We start from the raw sequence: 23,341 nt of genomic DNA on the forward strand, positions 1-23,341 counted from the left end.
CCGCGATGGCTGCGGCCGCGCCGGCCGTGGCCGTTTCCACGCCCGCCTACTGGGCCGAGGCCTGCAAGCACCTGATGAAGAAGGACCGGGTGATGAAGCGCCTGATCCCGCAGTTCGGCGACGCCGCGCTGCAGACCCAGGGCGATGCCTTCACCACGCTGGCGCGCTCCATCGTCGGCCAGCAGATCTCGGTGAAGGCCGCGCAGACCGTGTGGGAGCGCTTTGCCCAGCTGCCGCGCAGCATGAAGCCGGCCAGCGTGCTCAAGCTCAAGGTGGACGACATGCGCGCCGCCGGCCTGTCGGCCCGCAAGGTTGACTACCTGGTCGACCTGGCCCTGCACTTCGACGGCGGCAAGCTGCACGTGAAGGACTGGGCCTCGATGGACGACGAAGCCATCATCGCCGAGTTGGTGGCCATCCGCGGCATCGGCCGCTGGACGGCCGAGATGTTCCTCATCTTCTACCTGATGCGCCCCAATGTCTTGCCCCTGGACGACGTGGGGTTGATCGGCGGCATCAGCCACAACTACTTCTCGGGCGAAACGGTGAGCCGCAGCGAAGCCCGCGAAGTTGCCGAGGCCTGGAAGCCATGGGCCAGCGTGGCGACTTGGTATATTTGGCGATCCATGGATCCGCAGCCCGTCGTGTCGTACTGACGGCCCGCTCCAGGGCCCATTTCTTTACAGGCGTCAAACCCAACTCGTAACGCGTCGGTTACAGTGCGTGCCTCATTCATGGCACGCGCCCCCGGCGCGACCCAAGGAGAACAACGTTGGCGAAAAAGACCTTTCTGGATTTCGAGCAGCCGATTGCCGAACTCGAAACCAAAATCGAAGAACTGCGCTACGTGCAGACCGAGAGCGCCGTCGATATCTCGGAAGAGATCGACCAGCTGAGCAAGAAGAGCCAGCAGCTCACCAAGGACATCTACGCCGAGCTGTCGCCCTGGCAGATCACCAAGATCGCCCGCCACCCCGAGCGCCCCTACACGCTCGACTACGTGCGCGACATCTTCACCGACTTCGTCGAGCTGCACGGTGACCGCCACTATGCGGACGACCTGTCCATCGTGGGCGGCCTGGCACGCTTCAACGGCCACGCCTGCATGGTGCTGGGCCACCAGAAGGGGCGCGACACCAAGGAGCGCGCCATGCGCAACTTCGGCATGAGCAAGCCCGAGGGCTACCGCAAGGCCCTGCGTCTGATGAAGACGGCCGAGAAGTTCAAGCTGCCGGTGTTCACCTTCGTCGACACGCCCGGCGCCTACCCCGGCATCGACGCCGAGGAGCGCGGCCAGTCCGAAGCCATCGGCCGCAACATCTTCGAGATGGCGCAGCTCGAAGTGCCTATCATCACCACCATCATCGGCGAAGGCGGCTCCGGCGGCGCGCTGGCCATCAGCGTGGCCGACCAGGTGGTGATGCTGCAGTACGCCATCTACTCCGTGATCAGCCCCGAGGGCTGCGCCTCCATCCTCTGGAAGACGAGCGAAAAGGCCCAGGAAGCGGCCGATGCCCTGGGCATCACCGCCCACCGCCTGAAGGCCCTGGGCCTAGTGGACAAGATCGTGAGCGAGCCCGTGGGCGGCGGCCACCGCGACCACAAGCAGATGGCCGCCTTTTTGAAGCGCGCCCTGGGCGACGCCTTCCGCCAGGTGGCGGACCTCAAGACCAAGGACCTGCTGGACCGCCGCTACGAGCGCCTGCAGAGCTACGGCCGCTTCAGCGATACCAAGTCAGAGCGCTGAGCCCTCAGCCGCCAACCCCCTCCAACGGCCCCTTACGGGCCGTTGTTGTTTTTTGTGCCGTCGGGAAGGCACGGGCGCCAACCCTCTGGCGCCCCAACGGTAACCGGATGTAGCATGGTGAATCGCCTGCTGGGTGGTGGGTGGATCGAAGGGGCACCATGTCGTTCCTGAAGACTCTCAAGGGCCAGATCCTCCTGGTCTCCATTGCCTGCCTCGTGGCGGGGCTGCTGGCCCTGACGGTGGCCAACTACCTCACGGCGCGATCCCAGGCGCAGGCCTCGCTGGCCGAGGAGAGCCTGGCCACCGCGCAGAGCCACGCCGAAACCGTTGCCGAGTGGGCGCGCGCCAAAAGCGGCATCATTGTCGCGTCGGTGCAGTCCTTCACCGAGGCCGAGCCCGCCAAATCCCTGGCCATGCTGCGCGATGCGGGCCAGTTCAGCACCGCGTACTTCGGCTATGCGGACAAAAAATACGTGTTCTCCGAAGCGCGCAGCCTGCCCCCCGACTACGACCCCACAGCGCGGCCCTGGTACCAACAGGCCGCCAAGGCTGGCGCGCCAGTGGTCACGCCACCGTATATCTCCGCGTCGGACCAGAAGCTGGTGGTGACCTTCGCCGCTCCCGTGGGCAGCGGCGCGGCGCTGAAAGGCGTGGCCGCAGGCGATGTTTACATGGAGTCGGTGGTGGCCAATGTCGCCTCGATCCGGCCCACGCCGCAAAGCTTCGGCTTCCTGGCTGCGTCGGACGGCAAGATCATCGCCCACCCCGACGTGGCGCTCACGCTCAAGCCAGTGACGGACCTGTCCAAGGATCTGAGTGCCGAGAAATTGCTGCAGGTCGCCAAGGACAAGGGCGTGCTGCGTTCGGAGATTGGCGGGCGCAGCCGGCTGTTGAGTGTGGCGCCTGTGGCTGGCACGCCCTGGATGCTGGTGGTGGCGCAGGATGAGAGCGAGGCCATGGCGCCGATCCGCACCATGCTGGGCACCTCCATCGGCACGGGCATCGTGGTGCTGCTGGTGGCCCTGGTGGTGCTGGCGGGCATCCTGTCGCGGCGCTTGCGCCAGCTGACCCTGGTGCGCGATGCCATGCACGAGATCGGCGCGGGCGATGGCGACCTGTCGCGCCGCATCGATGCGCAGGGCGAGGACGAGCTGGCGCAGATCGCGGCCAGCTTCAACAGCTTTGCGGGCAAGCTCTCGGGCGTGCTGGCGCAGATACGCGACGCCAGCAACTCGGTGCGCGTGGCGGCTGAAGAGATCGCCACCGGCAACCACGACCTGAGCGGGCGCACCGAACTCACCGCGTCGAGCCTGGAAGAAACCTCGGCATCGATGCAGCAACTGACCGAAACCGTGCGCCACAACGCCGAGGCTGCGCGCCAGGCCAACCAGCTTGTGGCCCAGGCCTCCAGCGTGGCCCGGCATGGCGGCTCGGTGGTGGGCAACGTGGTGAGCACCATGGACGAGATCAACGCGGCGTCGCGCAAGATCAGCGACATCATCGGCACCATCGACGGCATTGCCTTCCAGACCAATATCCTGGCCCTGAATGCCGCCGTGGAGGCTGCCCGCGCGGGCGAGCAGGGCCGGGGCTTTGCCGTGGTGGCCAGCGAGGTGCGCAGCCTGGCGCAGCGCAGCGCCGAGGCGGCCAAGGAGATCAAGCAGCTCATCAGCGCCTCGGTGGAGCAGGTGGCCACCGGCTCGCGGCTGGTGCACGATGCCGGCGCCACCATGACCGACATCGTCAACTCGGTGCAGCGCGTGACCGACATCATGGCCGAGATCACCGCCTCCACCAACGAGCAGAGCACCAGCATCAACGAGGTGGGCCAGGCCGTCTCGCACCTGGACCAGATGACGCAGCAGAACGCCGCCTTGGTGGAGCAGAGCGCGGCGGCGGCGCAAAGCCTCAAGGACCAGTCGGTGCGCCTGTCGGAGGTGGTGGGCACCTTCCGCCTTTCGGCCGATGTGGGCGCGCATGCGGCGCCCAGGCTTGGCGCGCCGCAGGATTGAGGCGCCAGCGCGCGCACCGATAATCGGCAGCCATGCGTTGCCGCCCCGTCCCTTTGCTCCATTGCGCCTGCCCCTTTGCAGGCCGCGCGGGTGAGGGCGCGGCATGACCATCCCATGACCCAGACCTTCGACGCCGCCATGGCGGCCTTCGCTCCCGCGCTGCCGCTGGCCGTGGGCCTGAGCGGCGGGGCGGATTCCACGGCCCTGCTGCTGGCCTGCGCGCGGCGCTGGCCGGGGCAGGTGCGGGCCATCCACGTGCACCACGGCCTGCAGGCCGCCGCCGATGGCTTCGAGCAGCATTGCCTGGGCCTGTGCGCGCGCCTTGCCGTGCCCCTGGCCGTGCAGTACATCGACGCCCGGCCACAGCCGGGCCAGAGCCCCGAGGACGCAGCGCGCCAGGGCCGCTATGCGGCGCTGGATGCAGCGCTGCAAGCCCCGGCGATGGCGGACACCGCAGCGGTCGCCCTGGCCCAGCATGCCGACGACCAGGTGGAGACACTGCTGCTGGCCCTTTCGCGCGGGGCAGGAGTGGCGGGTCTGGCGTCCATGCCCGCCCGGTGGGAGCGCGCGGGCCTGCCCTGGCACCGCCCGCTGCTGCGCGTGCCGGGTCAGGCCGTGCGCGACTGGCTGCAGGCACAGGGGCAGGCGTGGGTGCAAGACCCCACCAACGCCGACCCGCACTACACGCGCAACCGCATCCGTGCGCAGATCCTGCCCGTGCTCGAAGCCGCATTCCCTGCGTTTCGCGACACGTTTGCGCGGTCTGCCGACAATGCTGCGCAGGCCAGTGTGCTGCTGGACGAGGTCGCGCAGGCCGATCTGGCCCTGGTGGGGGTGCCGCCGCAACTGGCCGCGCTGCAGGCCCTGGGCCGTGCCCGCCAGGCCAATGTGCTGCGCCACTGGCTGCGCAGCGCGCACCGCACCACGCCCAGTGCCGCGCAGCTGGCCGAGCTGCTCGGCCAGGTGGCCGCCTGCACCACGCGGGGCCACCGCATCCACCTCAAGGTGGGCTCTGGCTTCGTCGTGCGCTCGGGCACCGGGCTCGATTGGTACAATCCCCAGGTTTTGGTCCCTGGGGACTGATCCGTGTCGTCCTGATGAAACCAGCGTGGTTTCGGCAGGAAACCACGGGCCGGTCCCTGCTTTCCCATCTGCACGAAAAACAGCGGCGCGCCAAAACAGTGTCCAACCGGCGCCGTGGCAAGTGTTTCGTCACCCCAGAAATCCAATGGCATTGATCGTTCACAAATACGGCGGCACGTCGATGGGCTCCCCCGAGCGCATCCGCAACGTCGCCAAGCGCGTGGCCAAGTGGGCCCGCGCAGGCCACCAACTGGTGGTCGTGCCCAGCGCCATGAGTGGCGAAACCAATCGCTTGCTCGCCCTGGCCAAGGAGCTGGCGCCCGCACGCGCCACCGAGGCGTACAACCGCGAGCTGGACATGCTGGCCTCCACCGGCGAGCAGGCCTCCTCCGCGCTGCTGGCGATTGCGCTGCAGGCCGAAGGCATGGGCTCGGTGAGCTATGCCGGCTGGCAGGTGCCCATTCGCACCGACAGCAGCTACACCAAGGCGCGCATCGAGTCCATCGACGACCAGCGCGTGCGCGCTGACCTGGCCAATGGCAAGGTGGTCATCGTCACGGGTTTCCAGGGTATCGACGACGACGGCAACATCACCACGCTTGGCCGTGGGGGCTCGGACACCTCCGCCGTGGCCGTGGCCGCCGCGATGAAGGCCGCCGAGTGCCTGATCTACACCGACGTGGACGGCGTGTACACCACCGACCCCCGCGTCGTGCCCGAAGCGCGCCGCCTGCACACCGTCAGCTTCGAAGAGATGCTGGAGATGGCCAGCCTGGGCAGCAAGGTCCTGCAGATCCGCTCGGTGGAGTTTGCAGGCAAGTACAAGGTGCCCATGCGCGTGCTGTCGAGCTTCACGCCCTGGGACATCGACATCAACGAAGAAGCCAAGTCCGGCACGCTGATCACTTTTGAGGAAGACGAAAAAATGGAACAAGCCGTGGTATCCGGCATCGCATTCAACCGCGACGAGGCCAAGATCTCCGTGCTGGGCGTGCCCGACAAGCCAGGCATCGCCTACCAGATCCTGGGCGCCGTGGCCGATGCCAACATCGAAGTCGACGTGATCATCCAGAACCTGAGCAAGGACGGCAAGACCGACTTCAGCTTCACCGTGAACCGCGGCGACTATGCGCGCACCGTCGAGCTGCTCAAGGAAAAGGTCGTGCCCGAGCTGGGCGCGCAGGAAGTCGTGGGCGACGCCAAGATCTGCAAGGTAAGCATCGTCGGCATCGGCATGCGCAGCCACGTCGGCGTGGCCAGCAAGATGTTCCGCGTGCTGAGCGAAGAGGGCATCAACATCCAGATGATCTCCACCTCGGAAATCAAGACCTCGGTCGTGATCGACGAAAAGTACGTCGAGCTGGCCGTGCGCGCGCTGCACAAGGCCTTCGAGCTGGACCAGCCCGTCGCCTGATTGATCCATCAGCCCCCATCTCGGCTGAAGTGCCCCAAAAATGGGGCATAATAGCTGGATTGGAAACGTGACCGAGTGGCCGAAGGTGCTCCCCTGCTAAGGGAGTATGGGGTGTAGAGCCTCATCGAGGGTTCGAATCCCTCCGTTTCCGCCAAAACCGAAACCCCTAAGTAGTTGATCTGCTTGGGGGTTTTCTGTTTTCTGGCTGGGTGCGATCTAGCAGCGCGACATGGCGCGCGGTGATGTACTGGCCTGCAGCGATGGAACCGAGGCACTGCGAAAGCTTGCAGCCAAGCGCACACAAGCCGCCGCGCCGCTGCCGCCACCACCGCGCGCAGCTTCCAGCAGCGCGCCGACCACACCCTGGGCCTGCAGCCGAGCAAGTCCGCCGACCTGTGCGCCAGCATGCAGGCCATGGGCGACGAGTGGCTGCAGGGGAGGGCGCGACCATGAGGGCGGCCGTACTGCTGCTGGGCGTGCTGGCGCTGGTGGGTTGCGGGAGCCCCGCGCCCGCGGGCCGAACGCTGGTGCCGGTGCCCGTGGAGTGCCGCGAGCCCGTGCCCGACCGGCCTGCCATGCCAACCGAGCTGCTGCTGCCTGGGGCTTCGCCCTGGATGCTGATGCGCGCGGCGCTGGCCGAGATCGACCGGCGCGAGGGCTATGAGGTGCAGCTGCGAGCGGAGCTGATCGCGTGCATTGCCGCGCCATAGGTTGCGAAGAGGGGGCGTGCCGTGGTCAATTGCACTCGGTCTCTACGGCTCCGCTGATCTTCCGACGGGAAATGCAGCGCATCGGGGCAATTTGCACGGGCTGTGCTTGTTGCTGTCGTGCCGCTCGAGCATCCATCCCTGCCGCAAAGCCGGCTGCCAAGCCTTCTATTACTGCGTTCGCGCGCGCATCCGCTTGCGCCTGCCGGGCAGCCTGCTCCGCCTGCTGGACTTGCCGTTGCTCCGCTGCGGCCTTCAGCGAAAACTCGTAGTCCTGTTGGCCACCCGGCGCGGTCCTGGGACGGTTGATGACCAAGCCATACTGCTTTTGACCCCCGCAGAGTCGCACGGTGCGTTCTGTGCTCGCCGTGGCTCCGCTCGGCCAAGTTGCAGTAAAACTTTTTATTCGCCAGCATCCGTTGTCCATGTGGCGGTCAAGATCTGACTTCTCCCACTCGGCGACAAACGTCGACATGACCGCGTCGCCCTCCCCGTGATCAGATCTGATGATGGCGCCGGCGGGCATTGAAGTTACGGTGAGCGTCACTACTGTCGGCGATTTGTATGGGGTGGTGGCACAGCCCGTGAGTGCGATAGCGGCTGCACAAAGAAGCGCGAGTCTCATGATCCCTCCGTCATTTGATGGTCATGGTATCGGAAACGTATCAGGATGTACCGGGCCGATTTGCCAGGCGATTTCTACCGCAAGCCGACTGGCTCGCTTTGCCCTCAATTCCTTGGCGGAGCATGAGGGGCATTTTGCGACGGCTACGAGGTGCAACATCTAAGCGCTGGTGCCCGTGCCGGTGGCGTGCCGCGAGCCCGTGCCCGACCGGCCAGCCATGCCGACCGAGATGCTGCTGCTTGGGGCTCACCCGTGGCTGCTGCTGCGTGCAGCCCTCGCTGAGATCGACCGGCGCGAGGGCTACGAGGTGCAATTGCGCGCGGCGCTGGTGGCGTGCACGGCGCCCGTCACTTTGTTTGACAGTAGTTCTATCGAGCCTGGGGGGCAGCAGCGCGCAACGCATCGTTGATGCGCGTCTGCCAGCCCGCCCCGGTTGCCTTGAAGGCCGCCAGCACGTCCGAATCGATGCGCAAGGTGGTGTGCACCTTGGCATCGGCTTTCGTGGTGCCGGCAGGGCGACCACGCTTGCGCGCTGTCAGCTGCTCGGGCGTGTGGACCGCAGCGAAGGTGCCGGCCTTCGCCTGTGCCAGCGCTTCGCGCAGATCGGGGATATCGTGGCCTGCATCGGCCTCGATAGCCTGGGCCACCTTCTCCATGTCCAGGGCCTGCAGGTCTTTCATGGATTTGATCGTCATCGCTTGATCTCCTTGGGAAGAATGTTGGTCTTGTCGGCCTTCGCATACACAGCCACCACCAGAACAATTTGCTGTTCGGTCACATTGAAGTAGACAACCCGCACGCCGCCGCGCTTGCCCTTGCCTGCCACCGTCCAACGCACCTTGCGGGCACCGCCGGTGCCGGGGATCACATCGCCGGCTTCGGGGTTGGCGGCCAGGAAGGCGAAGAAGTCCAGGCGCTCTTCTTCGGTCCACACGCCGGCTACTTGTTTCTGGAAGATGGGGGTTTCGACGACTGTGAGCATGGATTTAATTGTAGCCACAATTAAATTGAGGTGCAAGTAATTTTCCGTGTGCACGGAAAATAAATAGCTGTTCGTTTGACACTGGCTCTCAACCCTGGCCATGACCTGGGACCAAATCACCATCGCACTTTTGGCGCTCTCGCGGCCTGGCTCTCGCAGACTCGCACCGACCGCCTGCGCCGCTGGGCCTGCATCTTCGGCATGCTGGGACCGCCCGGGTGGTTCTATGCCGCGTGGACGGCCCAGCAATGGGGCATCCTGGTGCTGTGCGTCATCTACAGCGGGGCATGGACGGGGTATGGAGCCACTGGATTCGGCTCGCGCCGGCTTCAGTACCTGCCGATTCCGGCCTTGGCACAATTCAGATCGTTCCCAGGAGGTGAGGTCAGCATGAGCACACCAGTTTCGCCCGCAACCGGCAATGAGTTTTTCAGTTGCTTCGCGTGCCGCACCGTCACCCCTTTACTTGGCTCGACTGAGCGGAAGTGCTCCTGCGGATCAACGCGCGGCGAGGTGCCATCTGCCCAGAGGTTTAAAGAGGCGTTCGATGCCGGGGCGATCTTTGTCGCGGCTGCGACGGAAAGCCGCTGAAGCGATAGCCCGCCGTGCTGCTGTCCCTGCACATCATCAAGCTGATGGCGCAGCACGGGCAGTTCAAGAGCTGAACCTAAACCCGGACCCGAAACGGTGTTTTCCAGCGTGCCCAGGCGTGGGGCTCCATAGGGCGGACTACGCTGCGATACGCCTAAATACCGCCAGCGTGGGTTCGAATCCCAAGTGATTTTTGATCGCTTGGAGTTTTTTGTTGGGCGGATGCCAGGTGTGCGTGACAGGGCCCGAACAAGGCGTTCTGCAGACCAGGGTTGTCCCGACATGGCGAGGTGGTTTGATGGGTATCGACCCCGCTACCGATCCGCCAGGCGCGGATGCAAGGAATGGAGCGCCCTACCGAAACAGCGCAAACCAGAGCAGCGGCCCCACGATCAGGGCGCTTGCTGCGCTGAGGACGGCTTCGGTTTTGGGGCTGAAGCGCCCCGATGTCTGCGCGACCTGCTGGACCAGCCAGCCCACACCGCTGCTCAATGCAAGCAGGTAGGCCAGGTTCAGCGCGCCGGCAAGGCCCACGGTGCCCCGTGGCGTGTCCATTGCTGCAAAGGCAATGGGCGGAACAAGACAACAACAGATGGCAACCACGATCCAACGCATGGTTTCCCCCTTGTGGATGGCGATTCATTGTGCGGTGTGGGCGGGCTTTGGGCCATCACCGATTTGGGGGAGGGAGGGCAGAGTGCCCGCACGCCCGAAGCAAGTTGGTACATTTCGCCGTGGCTTTGGACCGGCTCTTTAGCCCATCGATGGGGCCGGCCGCGACCAGATGGCGCACGCAGGGGGAAAAAGAGGGAATGTTGAAAAGCAAGTTCATGCGCTGGCTCCTGTTGCTGCCGGCCGCATTCGCGGTCGCCTTCCTGGCGCAGCGCCTGACCAAGTTCATCAGCGCCTGGCAGATGGGCCATGGCGTGCTGGGCACGCTGCTCATCGAACTCGGCTCCGGCGCCATGCTGGGGGCGGTGTTCGTGCTGACCGGCGTGGCCATGGCGCCTTCGCACCGCCGGCAGGTGGCGATGGCGTTGTTCACCATCGTGGCCATCGTCTTCGGGATCACGGTGTTCACGGCGCTCCTGTTCGAGGGGGAGATGTGGGTCTACGCGAATGGAACAGCGATGCTCGTGGGCGCGCTGGCGGTGGCCTACCCCCGGATTGCAGCCTCCGGCGCGTCGCGCAGGGTTTAGGGCCCTCGCTCGCCGCACGCCCTGTATGGCGCGGTTTGCGCGCCGCAGGCGTTCCTTTCGCCATGCACCGGGGGTGGCAAGAAAACGCTTGCCAGTTGGAGGCAGGAGGCGCAATGTATTGGTATTGAGGATCTCCCCCAAGTCTGCGCGGGGCCAAATATCCATACAAGAAGAGCGGCGCAGAGCGCCAGCGAGGGCTGGCAAGGAGGAGGGGGTCAGGGCAATCACGCTGTAGACCGGCCTCGGCCGGTGTTTTCCGCGCATGCGCACCCAACACAGGGAGAACTTCGCGATGAATTTCCTGCAAAGCCTGAGCATCAAGACGCGCCTTGCCATCGGCTACGCCGTTCTCGCATGCGCCCTCATCCTGGTGGCGATCATGGGTGTACGGGGGCAGTCCCTCACCCAGCAGAATCTGGAGGTTCAGGTCAACCACCTGGACGTTATCAAGGGTCTGGGCAACAGTGTTCTCGATGCCGCCAATGCCAGGGCCGTGTCGGCGCGCAACCTGGTGATCGCCAGTTCCAAGCCCGATGCGGACGCCGAACTCAAGCTGATCGGCACGGCCCATGAAGCCGTGGGCAAGGGGCTCAAAAACGTGGAAGAGGCCCTGAAAGCCGCGCCGCCCGATGCGGCCGTGCCGCTGCAAAAGCTGCTGGCCCAGGTCAAGGAGACGGAGGCGGCCTACGGCCCCATTGCCCTGGAGATCACGCGCCTGGCGAGCGCGGGCGAGAAGGATGCAGCCATCCAGAAGATCAACGCCGAATGCCGGCCGCTGCTGACCCGGCTGGTCGGCAACATCGACGCCTTTCTGGCAGAAAGCGACAAGGTCAGTCAGCGGGCCATCGACCAATCGATGCGCCAGTTCGAATCCCTGCGCATGCAGCTCATTGTGCTGAGTGTCGCCGTGGTCATTTTTGCCGTGGTGATTGGCTACCTGACCACGCGCTCCATCGTTGGGCCGCTGGGTGAGGCAAGTGCTGCGACCGAGGAGTTTGCCAACGGCAATCTGGCACGCCCGATGGTGACCCGTGGCAACGACGAGATCGCTGCGCTCGTGTCCGCCATGGAGGCCATGCGCCAGAGCCTCTCGGGCCTGGTGGCCGGTGTGCGCGAGGGGTCGATGAGCGTGTCCACCGCCAGTTCGGAAATCGCCCAGGGCAACCAGAACCTGTCCACCCGCACGGAGCAGCAGGCCAGCGCCCTGCAGCAGACGGCCGCCTCGATGGAGCAGCTCGGCTCCACCGTCAAGCAGAACGCGGACAATGCGGTCAACGCCAACCGGCTGGCCCATTCCGCCTCCACCATCGCCCAGCAGGGCGGGGAGGTGGTGGCGCAGGTGGTCGAGACCATGAAGGGTATCAACGACTCGAGCCGCAAGATCAACGACATCATCAGCGTGATCGATGGCATCGCCTTCCAGACCAACATCCTGGCCTTGAATGCCGCCGTGGAGGCTGCGCGTGCGGGTGATCAGGGCCGTGGCTTTGCGGTGGTGGCCGGCGAGGTGCGCACCCTGGCCCAGCGCAGTGCCCAGGCGGCCAAGGAGATCAAGCAGCTCATCACCGAGAGCGTGGGCCGCGTGGAGCATGGCACGGCCCTGGTGGACAAGGCCGGCGCCACCATGGGCGAGGTGGTGGCCAGCATCGGCAGCGTGACCCGTCTCATGGGCGAGATCAGTGCCGCCAGCTCGGAACAAAGCTCGGGCGTATCGCAGGTGGGCGAGGCCGTGACGCTGATGGACCAGGCCACCCAGCAGAATGCGGCCCTGGTGGAAGAGATGGCGGCGGCCGCATCCAGCCTGCGCACGCAGGCCGACGACCTGGTGAAGTCGGTCTCGGTCTTCAAGATCGACGGCAGCGGGCATCCGCAATTGCTGCTGCATTGAGCCCGGCAGGCGAGCGCCTCCGGTGGGCTGCACAGACCGGCTTCGCCGGCTTTTGCGGCCGGGCCGGCACCGGAGTCCGGCACCTGAAAAACAGGTTCTCACAACTTCTTTGCGCGCCTTGCAGTTCAATCGGGGCCTGTACGCCTCCTTTGTCCCATCGCGGCGTTTTTGCAGGAACCTGAATGATCAAAGCCATGCTCATCGGAGACTCGGTCCTCTACGGCGCACAGGGCGCGGGTCGCCTGGCCATCCCGCCGCGCCAAACCCTGAACACTGCCCAGGCGGTGTATGACTTCTGCTACGACCATTCCATGCCGGGCGCCAGCTTCGCGCTGCTGCTCTCGGATGACCCTGCCGAGCGTGCGTTGGCCGGGCTGCCAGGCGGCATCGCCCTGGCGGACCTGCTGGCGGTAACCGATGCGGGCGCCGTGCTGATCAACCTGGGCGGCAACGACAGTGCGGACCCCGAAGTCCTGCCCGCCAACGTGAAGCGCGTGGCGTCTATCTGCAAGCTGGCCGGCAAGGCCTTCGGCTTCGTGGGCGTGATCGACGTGAATGTGGCCTCTTCATATGCCTACGAGCCCCTGGGCACGAGCTTATGGGATTCGGGCTACCTGGCCAGGGTGTCCGGCATCGCCGCCGTGGCCGAGCTGCTGCGCCAGACTTGTGCCTACCAGGACTACCCCTATGTGGACGTCCGTAACGGCGTGACCATCAGCGACTGGGACGGCGTCACCGGCGACATCGTGCACCCCAGCCAAGCCTACAGTATCCAGATCTTCACGCACGTGGCGCACATCATTGCGGGGACGTGACGTCTCATCAACCGCGCGCTGCGGTGGCTCAACCGCCCGCGCCATGCATCTCCTGCAGGCGCCGCTTCTCGGCGTCGGTCATGCCGAGGTATTCATCCTGCACCTGCTCCCGGGTCTTGGCAGGGGCCGTCTTTGGCGTTGGCAGTGCCATGCCGCGCGAAAGCAGGGCCAGGGTGCCGTCCTTGCGGGCGGCCTTGATCTCGCCGAGCACTTCGCTGCGCTGGCGGTTGCTGGCCTGCTGGTGGTCGGGGTGCCGGGTGTAGCCGATCTCTCCGCCGGCCAGGTGGTACACCGCCGAGGCTTGAACGGGGGCCGCGATGGTCAGGGCGGCCAGCGACAGGAGGAGGGCTTTGCGTGCGGTGGTCATGGTCTGTATCCTTTCGGTTGGTTGGGTGAATGGACCTCACTGTAGAAAGCCACCACCGTCCAAACCCCCACGCGCAGATGACGAATTTGTAATCCGCGTGCAGACCCGGTTCTTCGACAATCCGGGCATGAAAATCCTGCTCATCGAGGACGAGGTCAAGCTCGCGCAGTACCTGCGCAAGGGGCTCACCGAGGCGGGCCATGTGGTCGACGTGGCGCACGATGGCGTCGATGGCCTGCACCTGGCGCTGCAGGGCGACTACGCTGTTCTTGTGCTCGACGTGATGCTGCCTGGCATCGACGGCCTGAGCCTGCTGGCCGCACTGCGCAAGACGCGCCAGACGCCTGTGCTCATGCTCACCGCGCGTTTCGGGGTGGACGACCGCGTGCGTGGCCTGCAGACCGGGGCGGACGACTACCTGGTCAAGCCCTTTGCGTTCTCGGAGCTCGTGGCCCGCATCGATGCCATTGTGCGGCGTGGCCAGGCCGGCGTGCCGGCGGGGCAGCCTGCGGCGCTGCTGCGGCTGGCCGACCTGGAGCTCGACCTGCTGCGCCGCAAGGCCACGCGCGCTGGCCTGGCACTGGCCCTGACGGCGCAGGAGTTCCTCTTGCTCACGCTGTTTCTGCGCCGCCAGGGCGAGGTGCTGTCGCGCACCGAGATCGCCTCGCAGGTCTGGGACATGAATTTCGACAGCGAGACCAACGTGGTCGAGGTGGCGGTGCGCAGGCTGCGCAGCAAGATGGACGTACCCTTCCCTGCGCCCCTGTTGCACACCATCCGCGGCATGGGCTATGTGCTGGAGGAGCGCGCGCCATGAGGGACGTCGCACCGGCGCCGGTGTCGCCGCGCTCGCTGCGCAGCCGGCTCTCGTGGTGGCTGGCGGTGCAGAGCTTTGCCGGGCTGGGCGCTGTCTGCCTGGTGGTCTACCTGGTCACGGCCGCAGGTTTCGGGGCGCGGCAGGACGATGCACTGCGGCAGAAAGAGGGCATCCTGCGGCACCTGCTGGGCAGCGAAGAGGGGCATGCCGCCTCCATGTCCCAGGGCCGGCATGCGCTCGATGACTTCCTCGCCGGGCATGAGAACTTCCGCCTGCAGGTCACCGGGCCCGATGGGCAGCAGGTGTACCCACCGGCGCCCGATGCCAGGCCCCTTGCGACCTGGCGCGAGCTGCGCTTCAAAGTGGCCCGTGCGGCCGCTGCGCCATCGCAGCCCGCAGCCACGCTCCAGGTGCAGCTGCGCATGGATGTGCAGCCCGACGATCTACTGCTCGGCCGCCTGGCGGTCACACTGGTGCTGGCGGCCCTGGCCGGCACCGTGGTCGTCTCGCTGGGTGGCTTCACGCTGGTGCACCTGGGCCTGGCGCCCGTGCGGCAGATGGCTACGCAGACGCGCCAGCTGTCTGCCTCCACGCTGCACCAGCGGCTCGACGGCACAGGGCAACCGGCCGAACTGCAGCCGCTGGTCGAGCAGTTCAACGCGCTCCTGGGCCGGCTGGAAAAGGCCTATGCGCAGATGGAGGGCTTCAACGCCGACGTGGCGCATGAGCTGTGCACGCCGCTGGCCACCCTGCTGGCCAGCAACGAGCTGGCCCTGCGCAGGCAGGGCAGGGACCATGGCTCGCAAGGCGGGGGTGAAGTGGCCGAAGTGGCCGAGGTGCTGTCGTCCAACCTCGAAGAGCTGCACCGCCTCACCGGCATCGTGAGCGACATGCTGTTCCTCTCGCAAGCCGATCGGGGCGCTCGTGCGCGCCGCGCACCGGTGGCCAGCCTGGCCGCCGTGGCCACGCAGGTGGCCGACTACCACGAGGCTGCGCTGCAGGATGCAGGGCTCACCCTGCAGGTCGTGGGCGATGCCGCAGGCGACTTCGACGTGCCGCTGCTGTACCGCGCCCTGTCCAACCTGATCGGCAATGCCACGCGCTACGCGGCTGCTGGCAGCGCGGTGCGGGTGTGCATCACGCCCCTGCCTGGCGGTGGTGTGCAATTGGTGGTGGAAAACACCGGCCCCGATGTGGATCCCCAGGTGTTGGAGCGGCTGTTCGATCGTTTCTTCCGGGGTGACACTGCGCGCAGCCATGGCCAAACGAACCATGGTCTGGGCCTGGCCATCACGGATGCCATCGCGCGCATGCACGGCGGGCGCACCGTGGCGACCTCGGCAGGGAGCGTCACGCGCATCGGGTTGGTACTGGCTGCCGGGTAGTTGCCGGCTCAGAACGCGGCAATATCCGCCATCTTGCGCGCGCACACCGATGTCCAGGTGGCCTCGAATACTCGGGTCGTCTTGCGGCTTTCGATGGCGTGGAACTCCGGGTCGCCCGATGCGTAGAAGCGCCGGAACCCCTCGTACGCGCCGAACGCGTTGCGTGCATCGATCTCGCCGCACAGCATGTGCAGGGGGCCATCGCTCACGAACAGGTTGCGGAACTGGGCAGTGTCGGGGTCTTGCATCCGGGAGGTGAGGGCCTTCGTGGCACCTGCGAGGAGCCGGGCGTAGTTGCCGGCCTGGATTTCCTCGCGCTGCGTGGCGCGCGCGTGCATGCTGTCGAGCAGGGCGCCACTGGCCACCTTGCCGTTGCTGGTGATGGACGTGATACGGTGATCTGCACGACCCAGGTTGCAGTACACCGGCTTCTTGCCGGGCAGCGCGGGCCAGGTCACGGACATTTCGCTGGCCGACGAGGCTTCGGCGCTTTCCGTTGCCTCGGCCTCGCGGCCCCGGGCCACGGTGATCAGCCGCGTGCACAGGCGCACTGCTTCGGCCAGGGGCAGAGGCGGCAGCTGGGCTGTGGTGGATGCGGGCGCCGGGTTGAGTGCCGCTGCAGGTGTGGAGGCGGGCGAAGGTGTGGGCGTGGCCGTAGGCAGTGCGTCCGCAGGCCTCCTGGTGGCTTCCTTGAAGCACGCCAACCGCTTCTTCGCATCGGGCAGGCGGTTGCAGGCCTCCAGCAGCAGGTCCGACGGCTGTGCGGTCACCAGGGTCGTTGCAACTGCCAGGGCAAGTGGTACGGCGCTGCGCCAAGTGAGGTTGTGGTGCATGGGCGGCAAGGTGGCGGGGCTGTCTGGACGATCAATTCTAGGGGCCACGACACTGAGCGTCCGCAGTGCGCAGGATTTGTATGATGTGCAGTACCGCGCTGCGGTTGGCGTGGGCAAAGCGAGGCAGGAATGCGGCGATTCGGGCGGGTGGGCTTGTGCGGGTGCGTGGCGCTTCTGGGGATGTTCCCGGCGGCCTGGGCTGCGCCGCCCAAGATCCAATGGGAGGTGTTGGAAAGGCAACTGGAAGATGCCAGCGCCCGCCGTGCCCTGCTGCGGGCCCGCCTGACGGCCGACCCCACCGCCGCCGACGCGGACCTGCTGGGCAACGAGATCCTGGCGCTCAACCAATCCGTGCGGCAGGCGGAGCGGGCGCTCAGCTATGCGCCCACCCTTCCCGTGTCGGCCGAGCCCTTCGATCCCGTCTACCGTGGGCCCGTACCGGAATCCATGCGGCGGATCGCCCGCATCAAGCCCGCCATCTGGGCAGGCCTGGCGGACGATGAGCGCCTGGCCATTTCGTCGAAGTGGAGGGTGGAACTCCTGCACGCGGGCCGGTACGGCTGGATTGCGGACGCCCAGACAGTGGATGTGTCCATGCCCGGCACCACGGGCGGGGCGGTGCTGGGCGGTGCCTTGGGCCAGGCCGCGTATATCGACCGGGCGTTTCGACCGGGCAACAACTACTCGGCCGGCATGCAGGTGCTCGCGGGCGTACTGGGGGCTGTGGCGGGCTCGGCGATGGACCGGCCGCCCACGCCATCGTTTCGCACGCGCTACCACGTGCGCACGGAAGACGGCAGCATGGTCGCGGTGGACCAGAACCGGAGCGACCCCTTCCGCATGCCGCTGTCCACCTGCGTGGAGCTGCCTTCACTGTCCGATGGCGACCCCTCCCTGTGTTCGCAGACCATCGAAATGGTCCGCAGCAAGTATCTGTAGGCGGGGGCCTTCGTTCGGGGCGGGCAGGTGTCCGCCCTTCGTGGCTCACTCGTCGATCGACGCGCTCCAGCGGCTGCCCCAGTCCGGCGCGCTCACGCGCTCGATGTTGCGCCGGTCACGCTTGGTGGGCCGGCCTTCCTGTAGCGTGGCAGCGGGCTCGGGGGCCAGGCGGCGCTGCTCGGCCGCGGCCTCGCGTGCGGCGATGCTCTCTGCGGTTTCCTCGTACAGCAGCTGGGCCACGGGGGCGGGGCCGCGCGCGCCGCTCAGTGCGCGCACGGTCACGGTGCGGGCCACGGGGCCCTGGCGCAGGGCCACGGTATCGCCGGGGCGCACATCGCGTGCCGGCTTGGCGGCCTGGCCGTTGACGGTGACGCGGCCCTTGCCGATCTCTTCGGTGGCCAGGCCGCGGGTCTTGTAAAAGCGGGCGCACCAGAGCCACTTGTCCAGGCGCATCGTCACGGTGGGGGTCATGGGGTTGATTGTGCCGCGTCCGGCATGCCCATGCCGTGGGCCAGGGGTAGCCGCACCACGGCGTCCAGGCCCAGCACGCGGCCGGCCTGGGTGCGGTTGGTCAAGGAGATGGTGCCTGAGAGCGCAAGCACGATCTCCTGGCAGATGGCCAGGCCCAGGCCGCTGCCGGTGCGCACGTCGCCGGCGGAGAACGGCTGGAACAGGCGCAGCGCCAGCTCGTCGTCGATGCCGGGGCCATGGTCGCTCACCGTCAGGGCCGCGTGGCGCCCATCGGTGCGCAGCTCCACCGACAGCTCGCTGCCCGGCGGGGCGTGGCGCACGGCGTTGTGCAGCAGGTTGCGGGTCAGCTCGCGCAGCATCCACTCGTGCGCCTCTATGGGCGCGGTGTCGGTGTGGATGCCGAAGTCCAGGTCGCGCTGGGCGATCAGGGGCGAGATGTCGAGCGCCACGCCGCGCAGGATCTCGTCGAAGCGCGTCACGGGTGGCGCGCTCTGCTGGCGCAACTGCTCCACCTTGGCCAGTGCCAGCATCTGGTTGGCCAACTGGGTGGCCCGGTCCACGGTGTCGCGGATCTCGTGCAGCGCCTGCTCGGCCGGCATGTCGCCGCGCAGGGCCGACTGCACCTGGGTCTTGAGCACCGCCAGCGGCGTGCGCAGCTGGTGCGAGGCATCGCGCACAAAGCGCTTCTGGTGGCGCAGCAGGTGGCGCAGGCGCTGCAGAAACTCGTTGGTGCCCTCGATCAGGGGCTGCAGCTCGCGCGGCGCAGCGGGCGCGGTGATGGGGCTCAGGTCGCCCTCCTGGCGGGCCTGCAGCTCCCGGCTGAGCTGGCGCACGGGCTGGGTGGCGCGCTGCACCACCAGCACCACCGTGATGCCGATCACGGCGATCAGCAGGGCCTGGCGCAGCAGGGTGTTGCGCAGGTTCTGCAGCGCCAGTGTCTCGCGCACTTCCAGCGTCTCTGCCACCTGGATCACGGCCATGGCGCGCCCGCTGGAGCTGGCCACCGGCTGCAGCAGCACGGCCACGCGCACCGGCATGCCGCGGAAGGTGTCGTCGTAGAAGTCCACCAGCGCCGCATAGGGTGGGCGCGCGGGGATGGTTCCCTTCCACAGCGGCAGTTCGTCAAAGCCCGAGATCAGGCCGCCCTGCAGGTTGGAGACACGGTAGTACATGCGGCTCTTGTTGTCCGCCTCGAAGGCCTCCAGCGCGGAGTAGGGCACGATGGCGCGCAGGTGCGCGGCCTCGTCGTAGCCGGTCACGTCCAGCTGCTCGCTGATGCTTTTGGCCGACGCCAGCAGCGTGCGGTCGTAGGCGGTGGTCAGCGAGGCCAGGGTCTGCTGGTAGCCGCTGATGGTGTTGTAGGTGATGAACACCACCACCGGCAGCAGAATGCCCAGCAGCAGCCGGCGGCGCAGCGAGTGGGGCCGCGGCGTCGGTGGCGTGTGGGGCTCGCCCGGGGGCTTCGTCATTTCATGCATCCGTGCGCAGCAGGTAGCCCAGGCCGCGCAGGGTCATCAGCGTCAGGCCCGTGCCGGTGAGCTTCTTGCGCAGCCGGTAGACCACCACTTCGATGGCCTCGTACTGCACGTCGAGCTGGCCCGGGAAGACCAGCTCGTAGAGCCGCTCCTTGGTCACCGCGTGGCCGGGCTGGGCCAGCAGCGCGTGCATCAGCGCCAGCTCGCGCGGGGTGAACTCCATCACCTCGCCGCCCAGGTAGATGGCGCCGCTGTTGGTGTCGTAGCGGATGGCGCCGATCTGCTGCACGCTGGGGGGCAGGGCATTGCTGGCCACCGGGTCGGCGCTGCGGCGCACCAGTGCGCGCAGGCGGGCTTCGAGCTCGTCGAGATCGAAAGGTTTGGGCAGGTAGTCGTCGGCGCCCGAGTTCAGGCCCATGATGCGGTCGCCCACCGTGCCGCGCGCCGTGAGGATGATCACCGGCGTGCGCAGCCCGCGCGTGCGCGCCTGCTGCAGCACCTGCAGGCCGTCGAGCCCGGGCAGCGTCAGGTCCAGCACCACCGCATCGGGCGGCTGCGCGGCCCACTGCGCCAGTGCGGCGCGGCCATCGCCCACGGGCGTCACCTCCATGCCGCGGCGGCTCAGGGCGCGGTGCAGCGTGGCCTGCATGGTGGGGTCGTCTTCGACAAGAAGCAATTTCATGCGCGGGACCATATCACTCTACAAGGGGGTTTGGGTGCTCCTGTGGCCGCCCCGCCGCACCGGGGTGCGTCCTCCTTCAGGGGGAAGGCGCGAAGCGACACAGGGGGTTTTCCCTTACTTTGTGGACAGCCGTTTGACAGGCAGGGCGCGCATCATCGACAGGTTCGCTCATCACACTAGGAGACACCAATGCGTCGCGATACCTTCCTCAAGTCCCTGGCCGCCATGGCGGCAGCCGGCGCCTTGCCGCTGACCGCCCAGGCCGCTGCAGCCATCAAGATGATGATCCCCGCCAACCCCGGCGGTGGCTGGGACACCACAGGCCGTGCCCTGGGCAAGGCCATGCAGGACGCAGGCGTGGCCAGCTCGGTGACCTATGACAACAAGGGCGGCGCCGCAGGCGCCATTGGCCTGGCGCAGTTCGCCAACGCCAGCAAGGGCGATCCGAATGCGCTGATGACCATGGGTGCCGTGATGCTGGGTGGCATCATCACCGGCAAGCCGCCGGTGGGCCTGGACAAGGTCACCCCCCTGGTGCGCCTGAGCAGCGAGTACAACGTGTTCGTGCTGCCCGCCAACTCGCCCTTCAAGACCATGAAGGACGTGGTCGACCAGCTCAAGAAGGACCCTGGCAGCGTGAAGTGGGGCGGCGGTTCGCGCGGATCCACCGAGCACATCGCGGCCGCCATGATCGCCCGCGAAGTGGGTGTGGACCCTGCCAAGATCAACTATGTGGCCTTCCGTGGGGGCGGTGAGGCCACCGCCGCCATCCTGGGCGGCAACGTCACCGTGGGCGGCAGCGGCTACAGCGAGTTTGCCGAGTACATCACCGCCGGCAAGATGCGCGCCGTGGGCGTGACCTCGGCCACGCGCCTGAAGGGCGTGAACGTGCCCACGCTCAAGGAGCAGGGTATCAACGTCGAGATCGGCAACTGGCGCGGCGTGTACGGCGCGGCCGGCATCACCGCCGAGCAGCGCAAGGACCTGGTCGAGGCGCTGTCCAAGACCTACAAGCACAAGTCCTGGCAGGATGCGATGGAGAAGAACGGCTGGACGCCTGCATGGCTGGCCGGTGACGAGTTCTCCAACTTCGTTGACGCCGAGTTCGCCAGCCTGCGCGCCACGATGGTCAAGTCCGGCATGATCTGACGCTGGCGCTGCCAGCGAAAGCCCATCGTCGTACCCTCCGGGCGGCGCGCAATACGGTGCTGGCAACAGTCCTCTGCGCGCCGCTCTTCCTTGCGGGACAAAAACATGACACAACATTCCTCTCGCTCCACGTCCCTGCAAACCGTGGTGGGCGCCGGCACGCTGCTGCTGGGCGGCCTGCTGGCCTGGGGTGCCACCTCCATCAGCTCCGAGGCGGGCTATGGCGGCGTGGGCCCGAATTTCTTTCCCTGGGTGGTGGCCATCGTGCTCATCGTCTGCGGGGTGCTGTCCATCATCCATGCCCGCACGGGCGGCTTTCGTGATCTGGAAGAAGCCTCGGGCGACGGCAGCGCCCACTGGAAGGGCTTCGTCTGGGTCTCGGTCGGTCTGCTGCTCAACGCCATGCTCATCACCACGCTGGGCTTCATCCTGAGCTGTGCGCTGTGCTTCGTGCTCGCAGTGCGCGGCTTCAAAAGCTCCGAAGGCCGGCTCGACCTGAGCCCCAAGGCCTGGTTCAAAGACCTGCTCATCGGAGTGGCGCTGGCCGCGCCGGTGTACTGGATGTTTACCCAACTGCTGGCGATCAACCTGCCCGGCCTCACGAACACGGGGTGGCTGTAAAGCCTGCGCCATATGGAAACCTGGAACCTTCTGCTGCAGGGCTTTGCCACTGCCGCCACCCCCATCAACCTGATGTGGGCCTTCATCGGCTGTGTCATCGGCACGGCCGTGGGCGTGCTGCCCGGCATCGGCCCTGCCGTGGCCGTGGCCATGCTGCTGCCCATCACCGTCAAGGTCGAAGCCACCGCATCGATGATCTTCTTTGCGGGCATCTACTACGGCGCCATGTACGGTGGCTCCACCACCTCCATTCTGCTCAATACCCCCGGTGAGGCGGGGTCCATGGTCACGGCCATGGAGGGCAACAAGATGGCCAAGAACGGCCGCGCCGGTGCGGCGCTGGCCACAGCGGCCATCGGCTCCTTCGTGGCAGGCACCATCGCCACCGTGCTGGTGACCTTCTTTGCGCCCATCGTGGCCGAATACGCCGTGCGCCTGGGCCCACCCGAGTATTTCATGCTCATGGTGCTGGCCTTCACCACCGTCAGCGCCGTGCTGGGCAAGAGCACGCTGCGCGGCATGGTCTCGCTGTTCGTCGGCCTGGCCCTGGGCCTGATCGGCATCGACCAGTTGACCGCACAGGCGCGCTACACCGCAGGTGTGCCCGAGCTGATGGACGGCATCGAGGTGGTGCTGATCGCGGTGGGCCTGTTTGCCGTGGGTGAGGCCCTGTACAACGTGATGTACGAGGGCAAGACCGTAGAGACGCAGAACAAGCTCACCAGCACCCACATGACCAAGCTGGAGTGGCGCCGCTCCTGGCCCGCATGGCTGCGCGCCACGGCCATCGGCTTCCCCTTCGGCACCGTGCCGGCCGGCGGCAGCGAGATCCCTACCTTTCTGAGCTATGCGGCCGAAAAGAAGCTCAGCAAGCACAAGGAAGAGTTCGGCACCACCGGCGCCATCGAAGGCGTGGCCGGCCCAGAGGCGGCCAACAATGCGGCCATCACCGCCACGCTGATCCCGCTGCTCACGCTCGGTATCCCGACCTCCAACACCACCGCCATTTTGCTCGGTGCGTTCCAGAACTACGGCATCCAGCCCGGCCCGCAGCTGTTCAGCAGCAACGGCGCACTGGTCTGGGCGCTGATCGCGTCGATGTACATCGGCAACGTCATGCTGCTGATCCTGAACCTGCCGCTGGTGGGCCTGTGGGTCAAGCTGCTCAAGATCCCCAAGTCGTACCTGTACGCGGGCATCCTGGTGTTTGCCACGCTGGGCGTATATGGCATGCGCCAGAGCGCGTTCGACCTGGTGCTGCTGTACGCCATCGGCCTCCTGGGCGTGGTCATGCGCCGCTTCGACTTCCCCGCCGCCCCTGTGGTTGTGGGCATGATCCTGGGCCCTCTGGCCGAAGCGCAGATGCGCAATGCGGTCGCCATCGGCGAAGGCAAATGGACCATCTTCCTGGAGCGCCCAGGCTCGCTGACCCTTATGGTCATCGTGCTGGCCGTGCTGATCCTGCCGCGCGTGGCGCGCCGCTGGGCAGCGCGCAAGGCGGCGGCCGAGGGGGGCACAGCTGCGGGCTGAGGGCTAACC

25 protein-coding genes, 1 tRNA gene and 1 pseudogene are annotated in these 23,341 nt (G+C 66.8%); 17 read left to right on the forward strand and 10 right to left on the reverse strand.

All coding sequences use genetic code 11. The features are described from left to right. The first annotated feature begins 5 nt into the window (after positions 1 to 5). The 7 genes from ACSQ3Y_RS10990 to ACSQ3Y_RS11020 all read left to right on the forward strand — a co-directional run bounded on the left by ACSQ3Y_RS10990 (position 6) and on the right by ACSQ3Y_RS11020 (position 6,966). Entirely contained in the window at positions 6 to 656 is a 651-nt protein-coding gene (locus ACSQ3Y_RS10990; protein ID WP_436180109.1) for a DNA-3-methyladenine glycosylase family protein, read from the forward strand. 116 nt (positions 657 to 772) lie between these two features. Next, positions 773 to 1,747 carry an acetyl-CoA carboxylase carboxyltransferase subunit alpha gene (locus ACSQ3Y_RS10995; RefSeq protein ID WP_057199533.1) on the forward strand — a complete coding sequence of 325 codons (975 nt, stop codon included), beginning with the start codon at positions 773 to 775 and terminating at the stop codon, positions 1,745 to 1,747. A 158-nt stretch (positions 1,748 to 1,905) separates the two neighbouring features. Then, the gene (locus ACSQ3Y_RS11000; RefSeq protein ID WP_436177300.1) at positions 1,906 to 3,759 is read left to right on the forward strand and encodes a methyl-accepting chemotaxis protein; all 1,854 of its coding nucleotides are present in this window, start codon (positions 1,906 to 1,908) and stop codon (positions 3,757 to 3,759) included. A 114-nt stretch (positions 3,760 to 3,873) separates the two neighbouring features. Further along, positions 3,874 to 4,842: a tRNA lysidine(34) synthetase TilS gene (tilS, locus tag ACSQ3Y_RS11005; RefSeq protein ID WP_436177301.1), complete on the forward strand. Its 969-nt coding sequence runs from the start codon at positions 3,874 to 3,876 to the stop codon at positions 4,840 to 4,842. Positions 4,843 to 4,987: 145 nt separating this feature from the next. Beyond that, positions 4,988 to 6,256, forward strand: a complete 1,269-nt coding sequence (locus tag ACSQ3Y_RS11010; protein ID WP_057264263.1) for an aspartate kinase — start codon at positions 4,988 to 4,990, stop codon at positions 6,254 to 6,256. 61 nt (positions 6,257 to 6,317) lie between these two features. Next, positions 6,318 to 6,410: transfer RNA gene (locus ACSQ3Y_RS11015), tRNA-Ser, on the forward strand. Positions 6,411 to 6,705: 295 nt separating this feature from the next. Then, positions 6,706 to 6,966, forward strand: a complete 261-nt coding sequence (locus tag ACSQ3Y_RS11020) for a hypothetical protein (protein WP_428001900.1) — start codon at positions 6,706 to 6,708, stop codon at positions 6,964 to 6,966. A 25-nt stretch (positions 6,967 to 6,991) separates the two neighbouring features. Here the strand turns inward: ACSQ3Y_RS11020 and ACSQ3Y_RS11025 are convergent, their stop codons facing one another. Next, positions 6,992 to 7,510: a hypothetical protein gene (locus ACSQ3Y_RS11025; RefSeq protein ID WP_436177302.1), complete on the reverse strand. Its 519-nt coding sequence runs from the start codon at positions 7,508 to 7,510 to the stop codon at positions 6,992 to 6,994. 247 nt (positions 7,511 to 7,757) lie between these two features. On the opposite strand from ACSQ3Y_RS11025, the pseudogene ACSQ3Y_RS11030 reads away from it, so the two are divergent. Beyond that, positions 7,758 to 7,997: pseudogene (locus ACSQ3Y_RS11030) on the forward strand (hypothetical protein); the annotation flags it as partial. Here ACSQ3Y_RS11030 and ACSQ3Y_RS11035 read toward each other — a convergent pair. From ACSQ3Y_RS11035 to ACSQ3Y_RS11050, 4 genes are all read right to left on the reverse strand, one after another. After that, positions 7,957 to 8,283, reverse strand: a complete 327-nt coding sequence (locus ACSQ3Y_RS11035; protein WP_428001898.1) for a BrnA antitoxin family protein — start codon at positions 8,281 to 8,283, stop codon at positions 7,957 to 7,959. The pseudogene ACSQ3Y_RS11030 and the gene ACSQ3Y_RS11035 overlap by 41 nt on opposite strands. Continuing rightward, positions 8,280 to 8,570 (reverse strand): DNA-binding protein, encoded by a 291-nt coding sequence (locus tag ACSQ3Y_RS11040; protein ID WP_428001897.1) that lies wholly within the window; start codon positions 8,568 to 8,570, stop codon positions 8,280 to 8,282. The genes ACSQ3Y_RS11035 and ACSQ3Y_RS11040 overlap by 4 nt, the downstream gene beginning before the upstream one ends. A 329-nt stretch (positions 8,571 to 8,899) precedes the next feature. Continuing rightward, positions 8,900 to 9,445: a hypothetical protein gene (locus ACSQ3Y_RS11045; protein ID WP_436177303.1), complete on the reverse strand. Its 546-nt coding sequence runs from the start codon at positions 9,443 to 9,445 to the stop codon at positions 8,900 to 8,902. A gap of 70 nt (positions 9,446 to 9,515) precedes the next feature. Further along, positions 9,516 to 9,776, reverse strand: a complete 261-nt coding sequence (locus ACSQ3Y_RS11050; RefSeq protein WP_436177304.1) for a hypothetical protein — start codon at positions 9,774 to 9,776, stop codon at positions 9,516 to 9,518. 215 nt (positions 9,777 to 9,991) lie between these two features. Here ACSQ3Y_RS11050 and ACSQ3Y_RS11055 point away from each other — a divergent pair, with 215 nt between their 5' ends. The 3 genes from ACSQ3Y_RS11055 (at position 9,992) to ACSQ3Y_RS11065 (ending at position 13,063) form a co-directional block, all read left to right on the forward strand. Further along, positions 9,992 to 10,360, forward strand: coding sequence for a hypothetical protein (locus tag ACSQ3Y_RS11055; protein WP_436177305.1), 369 nt, complete (start codon positions 9,992 to 9,994; stop codon positions 10,358 to 10,360). A 292-nt stretch (positions 10,361 to 10,652) separates the two neighbouring features. Further along, entirely contained in the window at positions 10,653 to 12,248 is a 1,596-nt protein-coding gene (locus ACSQ3Y_RS11060) for a methyl-accepting chemotaxis protein (protein WP_436177306.1), read from the forward strand. 194 nt (positions 12,249 to 12,442) lie between these two features. Then, entirely contained in the window at positions 12,443 to 13,063 is a 621-nt protein-coding gene (locus ACSQ3Y_RS11065; RefSeq protein ID WP_436177307.1) for a hypothetical protein, read from the forward strand. A 28-nt stretch (positions 13,064 to 13,091) separates the two neighbouring features. Here ACSQ3Y_RS11065 and ACSQ3Y_RS11070 read toward each other — a convergent pair whose 3' ends face one another. Then, positions 13,092 to 13,430 (reverse strand): DUF4148 domain-containing protein, encoded by a 339-nt coding sequence (locus ACSQ3Y_RS11070; protein WP_436177308.1) that lies wholly within the window; start codon positions 13,428 to 13,430, stop codon positions 13,092 to 13,094. Positions 13,431 to 13,557: 127 nt separating this feature from the next. Here ACSQ3Y_RS11070 and ACSQ3Y_RS11075 point away from each other — a divergent pair, with 127 nt between their 5' ends. Together ACSQ3Y_RS11075 and ACSQ3Y_RS11080 are read left to right on the forward strand one after the other, a co-directional pair. Continuing rightward, positions 13,558 to 14,247: a heavy metal response regulator transcription factor gene (locus tag ACSQ3Y_RS11075; RefSeq protein ID WP_436177309.1), complete on the forward strand. Its 690-nt coding sequence runs from the start codon at positions 13,558 to 13,560 to the stop codon at positions 14,245 to 14,247. Next, complete coding sequence (locus tag ACSQ3Y_RS11080) at positions 14,244 to 15,632, forward strand: heavy metal sensor histidine kinase (RefSeq protein ID WP_436177310.1); 1,389 nt, start codon at positions 14,244 to 14,246, stop codon at positions 15,630 to 15,632. Before ACSQ3Y_RS11075 ends, ACSQ3Y_RS11080 begins: the two co-directional genes overlap by 4 nt. Before the next feature lie 8 nt (positions 15,633 to 15,640). On the opposite strand, the gene ACSQ3Y_RS11085 is transcribed toward ACSQ3Y_RS11080, so the two are convergent. Next, positions 15,641 to 16,465: a hypothetical protein gene (locus ACSQ3Y_RS11085; RefSeq protein WP_436177311.1), complete on the reverse strand. Its 825-nt coding sequence runs from the start codon at positions 16,463 to 16,465 to the stop codon at positions 15,641 to 15,643. A 180-nt stretch (positions 16,466 to 16,645) separates the two neighbouring features. On the opposite strand from ACSQ3Y_RS11085, the gene ACSQ3Y_RS11090 reads away from it, so the two are divergent. Beyond that, positions 16,646 to 17,404, forward strand: a complete 759-nt coding sequence (locus ACSQ3Y_RS11090) for a hypothetical protein (protein WP_436177312.1) — start codon at positions 16,646 to 16,648, stop codon at positions 17,402 to 17,404. Between the two features lie 45 nt (positions 17,405 to 17,449). Here the strand turns inward: ACSQ3Y_RS11090 and ACSQ3Y_RS11095 are convergent, their stop codons facing one another. From ACSQ3Y_RS11095 to ACSQ3Y_RS11105, 3 genes are read right to left on the reverse strand one after another with little or no spacing between them, the layout of a single operon-like run. Next, complete coding sequence (locus ACSQ3Y_RS11095) at positions 17,450 to 17,875, reverse strand: RNA-binding S4 domain-containing protein (protein WP_436177313.1); 426 nt, start codon at positions 17,873 to 17,875, stop codon at positions 17,450 to 17,452. Then, positions 17,872 to 19,344 (reverse strand): sensor histidine kinase, encoded by a 1,473-nt coding sequence (locus ACSQ3Y_RS11100; RefSeq protein ID WP_436177314.1) that lies wholly within the window; start codon positions 19,342 to 19,344, stop codon positions 17,872 to 17,874. Before ACSQ3Y_RS11100 ends, ACSQ3Y_RS11095 begins: the two co-directional genes overlap by 4 nt. Position 19,345: 1 nt before the next feature. After that, on the reverse strand, positions 19,346 to 20,044 hold the full coding sequence (locus ACSQ3Y_RS11105; protein WP_179679136.1) for a response regulator transcription factor: 699 nt from the start codon (positions 20,042 to 20,044) through the stop codon (positions 19,346 to 19,348). A gap of 177 nt (positions 20,045 to 20,221) precedes the next feature. Here ACSQ3Y_RS11105 and ACSQ3Y_RS11110 point away from each other — a divergent pair, with 177 nt between their 5' ends. From ACSQ3Y_RS11110 to ACSQ3Y_RS11120, 3 genes are all read left to right on the forward strand, one after another. Beyond that, complete coding sequence (locus tag ACSQ3Y_RS11110; RefSeq protein WP_436177315.1) at positions 20,222 to 21,181, forward strand: Bug family tripartite tricarboxylate transporter substrate binding protein; 960 nt, start codon at positions 20,222 to 20,224, stop codon at positions 21,179 to 21,181. Between the two features lie 105 nt (positions 21,182 to 21,286). Next, complete coding sequence (locus tag ACSQ3Y_RS11115; RefSeq protein WP_436177316.1) at positions 21,287 to 21,802, forward strand: tripartite tricarboxylate transporter TctB family protein; 516 nt, start codon at positions 21,287 to 21,289, stop codon at positions 21,800 to 21,802. Positions 21,803 to 21,814: 12 nt separating this feature from the next. Further along, positions 21,815 to 23,332, forward strand: coding sequence for a tripartite tricarboxylate transporter permease (locus ACSQ3Y_RS11120; RefSeq protein WP_436177317.1), 1,518 nt, complete (start codon positions 21,815 to 21,817; stop codon positions 23,330 to 23,332). Positions 23,333 to 23,341 lie beyond the last annotated feature (9 nt).

The sequence above is a fragment of the Acidovorax sp. LjRoot66 genome, assembly GCF_964253305.1.
Classification (GTDB): Bacteria; Pseudomonadota; Gammaproteobacteria; order Burkholderiales; family Burkholderiaceae_C; genus Acidovorax.